At 43.8% G+C, this 9,683-nt stretch carries 8 protein-coding genes and 1 other annotated feature; all 8 genes read right to left on the reverse strand.

What is annotated here, in order from left to right; genetic code table 11:
* The coding region (fliD, locus tag B2751_RS04110) for a flagellar filament capping protein FliD (protein WP_290773029.1) at positions 1 to 1,445 on the reverse strand (1,445 nt) is incomplete at its 3' end.
* A 17-nt stretch (positions 1,446 to 1,462) separates the two neighbouring features.
* The gene (locus tag B2751_RS04115) at positions 1,463 to 1,819 is read right to left on the reverse strand and encodes a flagellar protein FlaG (protein ID WP_035410058.1); all 357 of its coding nucleotides are present in this window, start codon (positions 1,817 to 1,819) and stop codon (positions 1,463 to 1,465) included.
* Between the two features lie 129 nt (positions 1,820 to 1,948).
* Positions 1,949 to 3,181 (reverse strand): flagellin lysine-N-methylase, encoded by a 1,233-nt coding sequence (gene fliB / locus B2751_RS04120; protein WP_290752437.1) that lies wholly within the window; start codon positions 3,179 to 3,181, stop codon positions 1,949 to 1,951.
* Positions 3,182 to 3,306: 125 nt separating this feature from the next.
* Positions 3,307 to 4,521, reverse strand: coding sequence for a flagellin (locus tag B2751_RS04125; protein WP_290752440.1), 1,215 nt, complete (start codon positions 4,519 to 4,521; stop codon positions 3,307 to 3,309).
* 214 nt (positions 4,522 to 4,735) lie between these two features.
* Positions 4,736 to 6,019 (reverse strand): methyl-accepting chemotaxis protein, encoded by a 1,284-nt coding sequence (locus B2751_RS04130; protein ID WP_050678723.1) that lies wholly within the window; start codon positions 6,017 to 6,019, stop codon positions 4,736 to 4,738.
* 168 nt (positions 6,020 to 6,187) lie between these two features.
* On the reverse strand, positions 6,188 to 7,696 hold the full coding sequence (locus B2751_RS04135) for a peptide ABC transporter substrate-binding protein (RefSeq protein ID WP_290773031.1): 1,509 nt from the start codon (positions 7,694 to 7,696) through the stop codon (positions 6,188 to 6,190).
* Positions 7,697 to 7,791: 95 nt separating this feature from the next.
* Positions 7,792 to 8,029, reverse strand: a binding site (T-box leader).
* 62 nt (positions 8,030 to 8,091) lie between these two features.
* A complete protein-coding gene (locus B2751_RS04140) occupies positions 8,092 to 8,484 on the reverse strand; it encodes a hypothetical protein (protein WP_035410070.1) in 393 nt (130 codons plus the stop codon).
* Positions 8,485 to 8,669: 185 nt separating this feature from the next.
* Positions 8,670 to 9,500: a GNAT family N-acetyltransferase gene (locus tag B2751_RS04145; RefSeq protein ID WP_290752450.1), complete on the reverse strand. Its 831-nt coding sequence runs from the start codon at positions 9,498 to 9,500 to the stop codon at positions 8,670 to 8,672.
* Positions 9,501 to 9,683: the final 183 nt, after the last annotated feature.

Consider the following 9,683-nt stretch of genomic DNA (forward strand, 5'->3'; position numbering starts at 1 on the left):
GACAGCATGCTCTTATCGAGATCAGCGAGTGATTTCCCGAGTCGATACGTCGTCGCAACCGCTCCATCCCGTCCGGCAACACCGGAAATCTTATCACGAAGTGTTGTCGCAAATCCTTGAATTTGCCGGACAAAACCATCACGTCCATTCGGATTTGGAATCGTGTTCCCTTGCGCATCCTTCGTCGGTTCAGGGGCATCAGTTGTAAACAGTTTATAGACACCTTCCGGTTGTTCTTCGAGCATCTTCTTCAGTTTCGTTTCATCGATTTTCAGCTTCCCACCATCCCGGAAGTCACTCGTTGAAGTGATCCCGATTTGCGACATGTACTGGAGTTGAATCGTATCTGTTCCTGACGTGTACGAATAACCGGTATCGATTTTCGACGAGATCGCACTCCGGAACTGATTCAGCCCGTCCTGTAAGTAGCTATCATTCTTCAGCACACCACTCATCGCTTTTTCTTCCCACTTCTTGACCTCGTCCTCACTGAGTTCCTTACGCTGGGCATCTGTCAATGGTTGGTAGTCACGATATTTCTCTTCACGAACCTTTTTGTTCATTTTATCGATGACGTCGTTATATTTATCAACGAAATTTTTGATCGAATCAAAGTTTTTCTGCGTATCGAGCGTCGTATTGATCGTCGTCGCTGTCGTCGAGATGTTATTCAATGTGATCGTCAGACCGTTTTGCGCGAACGTATTCGTTGTCTGTTCGAGTTGTTGTCCACCAATCGTATACTTGGCGTTTTGTCCTTCCCGACCGAATGTTGCATCCTGTGAATTAACCTTCGCAGTATTAGTCGAGGCATCAACGATAGAGATGTCGGCTCCTGCGGGGTTTAAGTTACCGGTACTCGTTTTCGTTAAGACAAGTTTTCCTGTCAAATCATTGAAGACCGCGTTCATCCCGAGACTTGTTTTACCGTTGATCGCCGCTGTTAAGTCCGAAATTTTTTGTGTTGCATCCAGCTGCAAAGTTTCCGTCACTGCAACACCTGTTGCATCGAATGTATTGATTTGGACGTTAATTTTGCCATTCGCATCCTTCGTGAACAATCCACTCTCTTCAAGTGTGGCGTCACTCTTTTTCCCACTTGCTGCGACCATCGTTACCGAAGCGGCACTCGCGAGCTGATCAATGCTGTCAATCGTCACACTGCCAGCTGACGCTGCTGGACTCGCCGTTACCGTCAATGCCGTCGGATTAGAACTCGTAACCGTTTTTGATTGATAGTTCTTCGATAACAACATATCGCTTGCCGCTGTCCGGAAGTCAAGTAACGCCCGGTTCATCTCCCGGTAAGCATCGCGTTGCCATGTCAGCGTCTGTTTCTTTTGCGATAAACGATCGACCGGTGCCCGTTCCGCCTGCATCAATTGTTTAATCATCGTTTCTGTATCAATTCCACTTGCTAAACCGCTCAGTCGAATACCTGCCATCCAATCAGTCCTTTCTGTTAAATCCGTTTATCGATTAATTGATTAAATTCCATGAATGCCGCAAAGAAATCGAGTTCTTTTTTACTCGGAATTTCCTGGACGACGTTATTATTCGTATCAACAACTTGAATGTAATATTCGTTTAATTTTTCATGCTTGACGAATTTAAGTCCTGTCCGTTGCAGTTCTAGCTTGATATTCGCTTGTTCCATCGCTGTTTCAAGTTTTGTAACGTGTTGGGGTGTCGGTAGGACAACGACTCCTTCTTCTGCTAGTGCTTCCTGATTCGCTTCCACAAACACATTACGTGTCGCTTCGTACGGTAGGACGTTCGAAGGCAGATGAAGGCGAATTTCCGTATTAATGGAATTCATAGTCGGTCACTCCTTGTTTTAGTATCTATTTATTTATCGGTCTATACTAATTTTTTATTAGCTTTAGACCTATATTAGAATGATTATTTATCAAAAATGACTCTTTTAGTAAAGAGTCATTGAATAGAGCTAGCTTTTTATAAACACAGACATATATGCCATATTATTACATTCATTATCCTTAACAAATTTCAATACCCGATATAGATAAATTGGATCATGCTCTATCGACTTCGCAAATGATTGAATTAACTTTACAACTAGATCAGGAGTAAGACCTTTATGATAAGCAGACATTCCTATCAAATGATTTTTAATTAAAGAATAGTGAATAACTAACATCATATAATCATCAAATGGCTCATTATACTCTAAAGGATACAAATTTTTAAAAATATAATTTACAAGATAATTTTCTAACATGTATTCATTATTTTTTATAAACGGTTTGTAATGTTCTCTTAAGATTTTTTTATAATGTTCAATATTATCAATACTGTCATTATTACTAGATTCTTTTAGTCCTTGTATCATTTCGTTTAGACATTCGAAGTATCGTTTGTTAGAAATTCCTTTACTAAATTTGTTCTTGATTATTTCTTTAAATAACATTAAATTGACTTTTGGTTTCTCAGGTATTTTTTCCAAAGCTTCATCAAAATTACCTTGATTTATCATATTAGAAAAATTAGTAATTAAATTTGGTACTTCATTACATAATCCCATATCGATTTTGTTCTGAAGCTTTTGAAAAAATAAACCTAATAAAATTAACCTTGACTCAATATTATAATTTCGATTTTGAATAAGCCCTATAGAAAAAATTCTTATATTCCAAAAATAGTACTGTAAAGTATCTTTATTAGTTTTAGTTTGCACCGCTTTATTTATATTCGCTGATAAATCTTCATCTAAAAAATGATCGAATTGCATGGGGATAGGGTTAAGTAGTATTAATCTTGCCGCTTCTGGACAAGAGATTGTTGCAGCCTTTTCAATAACTCCATTAACTGAATTAACGATTCTTGGATAAGTACTACAAGTATTTGAAAGGTATTCTTCTCCTAAGGTAGTTTGTATACTACACAAACTTTTTTCATCTAAAAAAGAGCATGCATTATTTTCATTCATTTTTATTTTTGCAAAGTTAGATTCTGTTGAGTGAGATCTTTCACGTTTTATATATTTTTTAAACTTTGGTTTTAATTCGATATGTTGTGATTTTCGATATTTACGATAGGTTTTCTCATCTATTGTAACTTTCCATCCTGAACAGCATGAATCTTCACATAATGATCCGATACATTTGAATTTTTTCATGTATTGAGGAGTCAATATTTCATTTTTAGTTTTTAAATTCATTTGAAAGGTTCTCCCTCCATTTATTAATTTCAATACAAAATAGTTTTTAAGAATTATGTACTGAAATTAATAAATGGATAGATTATTATCTAATCTATCCATTCATTAAAATCATTTAACTAATATTAACGAAGTAATTGTAAAACTCCTTGAGGTTGCTGATTCGCTTGTGCAAGCATAGCCTGTGCAGCTTGTGCAAGAATCGAGTTTTTAGTCTGGTTCATCATTTCTTTTGCCATATCAACGTCACGAACGCGTGATTCAGCCGCTGTTAGGTTTTCAGAAGATGTTTTGAGGTTGTTAATTGTGTGCTCAAGACGGTTTTGGTTTGCACCAAGTTTTGAACGCTCAGCAGAAACTGTATCAATTGCTGATTGAATTTTTGTAACTGCACTTGCTGCGTTAGCATGTGTTGAGACATCTAATGCTTGTTCAGTCGTAGTGTTGTTCGTTCCGTCAGTAACCGCTAATTTTGAATCTGTTGTTCCAGTAGTAGAAATTCCTAGAGCAGATGCACGCATATCAGCAATATCTAAAGTTAAACTTTGGTTTTCGTTTGCGCCAATTTGGAACTTCAAGCTCTTAGTTGGATCTGCTGCAACTGCTGCAACTTCAGTAACACCAGCTTTTGTAGTCGATAATGTTCCGCCAGTAACAACCGGAGCTGTTGAAGATTCAGAACCTGTAGACTGTACTAATTTCAGTGCTCCTGAATTATCAGTAGCAGCGTATTTGTCTTTAATAGTTGCATTAGCTTCAATTGCTGTCGCAAGAGATGCTGCATCTTTAAATTTGCCACCTGTACCATCGCCAGCAACATCATAAGTGAATGTTTCACCATCGATAGTGATATCCGACGTTCCTACTGTTACTCCATATTCACCAGCTACACCAGTAACAGCTGCAACAGCCGCACCATTTTTACCACCATCAAGTAATTTCTGAGTATTGAACTCAGTCGTGTTACCGATACGGTTAATTTCAGAAGTCAAAGAGTTAATTTCTTTTTGAATCTCTCCACGGTCAGATGTTGTGTTTGTATCGTTTGCCGCTTGGTTAGCAAGTTCACGCATCCGTTGAAGAATATCGTGTGTCTCGTTCAAAGCACCTTCAGCTGTTTGAATGAGTGAGATGCCGTCTTGTGCGTTACGTCCAGCTTGATCAAGACCTCGAACTTGTGCACGCATTTTTTCAGAGATTGCAAGACCAGCTGCATCATCCCCAGCTTTATTGATGCGAAGACCTGAAGCGAGTTTCTCCATTGATTTACTTTGAGCTGCAGTAGCACTCGAAAGTTTGTTGTGCGTGTTAAGCGCAGTTACGTTGTGATTGATAATCATTGTAATTTCCCTCCATAGGATAAGTTTTTTGTCTCTTTGAAGATCCGTCTTCTCCGAGATGTGCCCCCTGGCCGGCCCAAGAGTGACACGGTGGATGAAGTCGATGACTGCTTCCACCTTATATATCGTCGTCGGCTCGAAATGTTTAACAACTTTCTTCAAAAAAATGCAAAAAAATCGTACATCCATGTCGGATGTACGATTTCTCCGTAATTTAGAGACGCGTCGCACCTGTCTCTTCTTGCAATTGTTCCGCTACTGCTACAAGCTCTTCCATCGCCCCGTTCACTTCACCGAGTGATGCTGCTTGATGGCTCGATGCCTGTAAGACTTGTTCTGCGTGCTTCGATGCTTCCTCAACCATAGCGAGGATATTTGCTGTCGTTAAGCCAACCTGATCGATCTCTTGATCTGATTTAACGACGAGCTGATCAACCGATTTCACGCGTGAATACACGTTCTCTGTCGAATGGTGAATCTCTTCAAATGACGAACCTGCCTGCTCAACGAGTCCGACACCAGTTGCGACTTCACTTTGAACATCGGTCATTGCGTTCGCCGTATCATTGACGAGACGTTTGACACCAGAAATCAAATCAGTGATTTCTTTTGCTGATGTTGCTGTCTGTTCCGCGAGTTTTTTGACTTCTGCTGCAACGACGGCAAAACCACGCCCCGCTTCGCCTGCTCGCGCTGCTTCAATCGACGCATTCAAACTGAGTAAGTTCGTCTGTGCCGAAATATCACTGATGACATCGGTAATCCGCGAGATTTCGCCTGTCATATCCGTCAGACGACCGTTTAGTGTCGCTGACTGTTCCATCTTCTTCGAAATCATATGCATCGCTTCGACAGAATCTGTCGCTAGTGTCTTCCCGTTCTGGGCTTCCGTCTGCATGACCGTCGCTGATTTCAAGGCTTCGTTCATCTCTTTCGCGACTTCATCCATCGTCCGTTTAACGGCACCAAGGGCGTCCATCGACAAGTAGGCTTGATCGACGTTTTCGTTCATCTTCGCGGATAGCTCTGCCATCGCTGAACGAATGCTTTCACCTGATGCATTGCCTTCCTGGACCGCTGCTGCGATCTCTTGCGCGGACGCTGTTAGCTTATCGCTTGAGCTTCCCATCTGTGTCGCCTGTTTGCGGATATGTAAGACCATGACTTCTAGTTCGTGCATTAGTTGGTCGACTTCATCGCCACGTTTCGCTTCCTCGAAATCGACGTTGAAGTTGCCGTTCGCGACTTCGCGTGCCGTCTCTGTCGCCTTTTCGATTGCTTTGATGGGTTGACGTAGAATCAATTGCGTCAACGACGTCCCAATCAACGATAATAGTAAGCCAATCCCTGCTCCAATCCAGATCGCGTTCGTATCCGCGACATCAAGTCCACGGTGGAGATAAAGCACAAGCTGGGCTGAGATACCACTCGTGATGACCGAGATGGCTAAGACCCAAAAGAATAACCGTACCTTCAAGTTGCTTCGTAATTTACGCATAACCGAAACTTCCTTTCCTGTATCTTCTTTCACCGTCCTCTCTATCGGTTTCTTTTGTAACCGTTTTAAGTCAGTTGACCTGATTTTCAAAAGCGATTTCCAGCGATATGACAAAAATACATCAAAAAGAGTGATGGACCGCTTCATCCATCACTCGTTACCGTACTATTATTTCCGCTCTATCTCGACATACTTATATGAGATATCCGTTCCGACATTGTGGCGGGCAAGATGTGTGACTTCTGTGTTTTGCAGGAAAGCATTCTTCCGTTGGTAGACAGGTGAGATCGCTTGATCGTCGAGCAACACACTTTCCGCTTTACTGAGTAACGCGAGACGTTTGTCTTGATCGAGTTCACTTTCAGCCTGTTTCAAAAGACGGTCATACTGTTTGTTCGAGTAGTCCATCATGTTGAACGGGTTACCCGTCGTGAACAAGTTCAGGTATGTCGTTGCATCCTGATAGTCCGGAGCCCAGCTCGCGAGTGACAGATCGTAATCCCCTCGTCCTTCACGCGCGAGACGCTCTTTCTTCGGTAGCGACAACAGTTTGACGTTGACGTTCTGCTTCTTCAACGCGCCTTGGATATACTCCCCGATTTTTTTCGAGACATCGTCATCTTCGATCAACATCGTCAACTCAAGATTTTGCTTCGCCAGCACTTTGTTCGCCGCTGCTACATCATATGATGATTCGATTTGACGCGCACTATCGTATTTCGGATCAAGTTCTTTCGGTACGATGTAGTCAGCTGGGAGTGATCCGTTTCCAAGCAACGTCTCCGTCAACGCCTTTTTATCGTATGCTGCGTCGATCGCTTGGCGTGTTTTCTTATCCTTCAAGGCGTCCGTCTTTTCGTTCATCCGGATGAAGAACATCCGCGAATCGCTGAACGTGTTGTACTCTTTTTTCCCTTTGTACGTGACGACGTTCTCTGAGTTGAGTGGTGCAACATCGAGATCGCCTGACTCGAACAAGTTGATCGCAAGCATCGGATCTTTGATGATTTTGACGTCGACTTCGTCAATCTTGACGTTCTTCCGGTCTGCGTATTCGGCGTTCTTCGCGAGCGTATACCCTTGTTCGGCTTGATATTTCTTGAATGTGAACGGTCCGTTGTAGACGTTCGTCTTTGGATCCGTCCCGAACTGGTCGCCTTCTGCTTTGACGATATCTTCCCGGACCGGCATATAGGTACCGAACGTCGTCATGCTGAGGAAGTACGGCGTCGGACGTTTTAATTCGATCTGGAGTGTCTCGTCGTCGACTGCTGTCGTTTTTTCGACCGGTTCAAGCAAATAAGCGAACGGTGAGTTCGTTTTGACGACACGCTCGAACGCATAACGGAAGTTCTCCGCTGTGACGGGCTTTCCGTCTGACCATTTTGCATTCGGGTCAAGCTTGAACGTGTAGACTTTTCCGTCCTCTGATACGCTATGCGATTTTGCTGCTGCCGGAACAAGTTTGTTCTTCTCATCAAAACGATAGAGTCCTTCGTAGATTTGATTGAAGATGTTTGACGTGATGGCATCTGCCGGGTCAACCGACAGGAGATCGTAGCTCTCCATCGTATGCAAGACCTTCTTATCTGCTTTTTTATCCTCTGCTGGTTCTGTCGTTGCACATCCTGCGAGTAAAACTGCCGTGCTCGCCGCTGCGATCAATGTCTTTTTCATGTGTAGTGCCTCCTGAGAAATGTGATGAGCGTTGGATGATTCGGCATTTGACGTACAACAAAAGGCGCCCTCTACGCATAGCTAACAGCTAATGCATAGAGGACGCCTGTATCCGCGCGGTGCCACCTCTGATTGAGACGAAAAATCGTCTCCACTTGTCGCTGGTCCAACAACCAGCTAGCCCGGTAACGGGGGCAACCGTCCTGTCTACTCGAAGGTTCAACAGGCTCTCAGCGGTCCATTCTCGTTCAGCTTACCGTGTCAGGCTCTCACCATTCCTGACTCGCTTGGTCGGCAGTGTTGACGATACTTACTCCGCGTCGTCGATGTAATTGATATGGCTTAACTTGTTGTTTACTTTACACGGCTTGTTTTTCGCTGTCAACGAAAAAAACTCAGAACGGGTGGTCTTCTTGTTTTTCTTGTTCCCGACGGACCGGTCGTGGTTGAATCGGTTCGACGTGTTTGACATGTGTTCGTGTAACGATGCGGTTACTGAGTGCTGCATCGACCAAAATCGTGATCGCTGCTGCCATGTGTAAGAACATCCCAACGACCGGAATGACACCAACCGTTGATGCGACGATCCCGACGATGTTCCCTTTTGAGACATTCCCGGCACGTGCCGTCAATACGACGACGACGATGTGAAACGCGAGCATCAACCACAGAGCATTGTAACCTGAGAAAATGACGATCGAACCACCTAAGAGCGGAATCCCGAGCACCGCTTCCATTCCACCTGATACCCACTTCAACGTCCGCAATGAATCCTGTCGACTCTCCATGACGTCGCCTCCTCTTTTTTTCCATATGTCTAGTATACGACGGATTGCAGAAAAGGTTCCAACGTTTTTGTTTAGTTTCTGTAATAATCATCATAAAAAAAGAACGATCCGGAGACCGTTCTTCGATGAGGCATCACACGTCCACTCGACTTCTGCGAGCCGAAAAGTCGTAATGCTTGCTTCAATTAAACTGCCAACACATGGAACTGATAACCACGATGGACGACGAATCCTGCTTCTTTATAAAGATCAAGCGCCCGCTCGTTATCCGTCTCGACGTCGAGCTCCAGTTGTGTCCGACCTGTCCGGAACAACGCTTGAACCATCAGCTTCAGCATCTTCTTACCGTAACCATTGCCTTGTGCTTCTGGACGAACCGCAAACGCATGGATGCTCGCTTGTGTATCGGAAGCGAGATAGGCACGAATGACACCAATCGGCTTGCCATTAGCGACGCCGATGAACGTGATCCGGTCGTCGGATTCAATCGCTCGATAGATTGACTCCGCTTCCTCGTCTGTGTTCCCAAATGATTTGCCGAGAGTCTCGACGATGAACGGGCGGTCGTCCGCTGTTGCTTCGCTTAATTCGAAATCCGGATCTGCTTTCAAGAACAACTGCGCCTTTTTCAAGACCATGTTATACTCCGTCATCCGGTACTCTGCCCCTAACCCTTCAAGGACGGCTTGACCTGATTCACTTGCGTCATCAATGACGAACGTGAATGCTTCAACGCCTGCTTCCGTAGCACGTGCGCGCGCCGCTTCAACGAGTGTTGTGAAAATGCCCTGTTTTCGGTAATCGGGATCAACGAAGACATTCAATTCCCATTCCGTCGGTAAGTACGCGAATGCTTGTAAATATCCAATCAATTGCTCACCATCATAGATTGCGAAATCATTCTCGCCGACCCAATCGGCTGCGACCTTTAATTCAATGCCGTCGTGATCGTTGACACATTTTTCGAGTTGTAATACATCTGTTGTTTGTTTGACGTCTGTGACGTTCCATTCCATATTCATTCACCTCATTTTCAACTATACCGAACGAACAAAAGAAGCACTAGCAAAAGCTAGTGCTCATTGCAGTTTGAATGTCTTCATCATCTGCGGGACGTCCTTAACGATCAAGTTCTCGATCGCTTTCTTGCCGACAGCACCTTTAACGGCTTCCGTCGGTAAGACGTAGTAGTAGGTTTT

Origin of the sequence: Exiguobacterium sp. UBA6282 (assembly GCF_002440475.1) — a bacterium.
Taxonomy (GTDB): domain Bacteria; phylum Bacillota; class Bacilli; order Exiguobacteriales; family Exiguobacteriaceae; genus Exiguobacterium_A.

Excerpts from the sequence above, each read along its gene's own strand:
- B2751_RS04140 (WP_035410070.1), bottom strand. The coding sequence starts at position 8,484 with ATGGAGAGTCGACAGGATTCATTGCGGACGTTGAAGTGGGTATCAGGT.
- B2751_RS04130 (WP_050678723.1), bottom strand. The coding sequence starts at position 6,019 with ATGCGTAAATTACGAAGCAACTTGAAGGTACGGTTATTCTTTTGGGTC.
- B2751_RS04145 (WP_290752450.1), bottom strand. The coding sequence starts at position 9,500 with ATGGAATGGAACGTCACAGACGTCAAACAAACAACAGATGTATTACAA.
- fliB (WP_290752437.1), bottom strand. The coding sequence starts at position 3,181 with ATGAATTTAAAAACTAAAAATGAAATATTGACTCCTCAATACATGAAA.
- B2751_RS04125 (WP_290752440.1), bottom strand. The coding sequence starts at position 4,521 with ATGATTATCAATCACAACGTAACTGCGCTTAACACGCACAACAAACTT.
- B2751_RS04115 (WP_035410058.1), bottom strand. The coding sequence starts at position 1,819 with ATGAATTCCATTAATACGGAAATTCGCCTTCATCTGCCTTCGAACGTC.
- B2751_RS04135 (WP_290773031.1), bottom strand. The coding sequence starts at position 7,696 with ATGAAAAAGACATTGATCGCAGCGGCGAGCACGGCAGTTTTACTCGCA.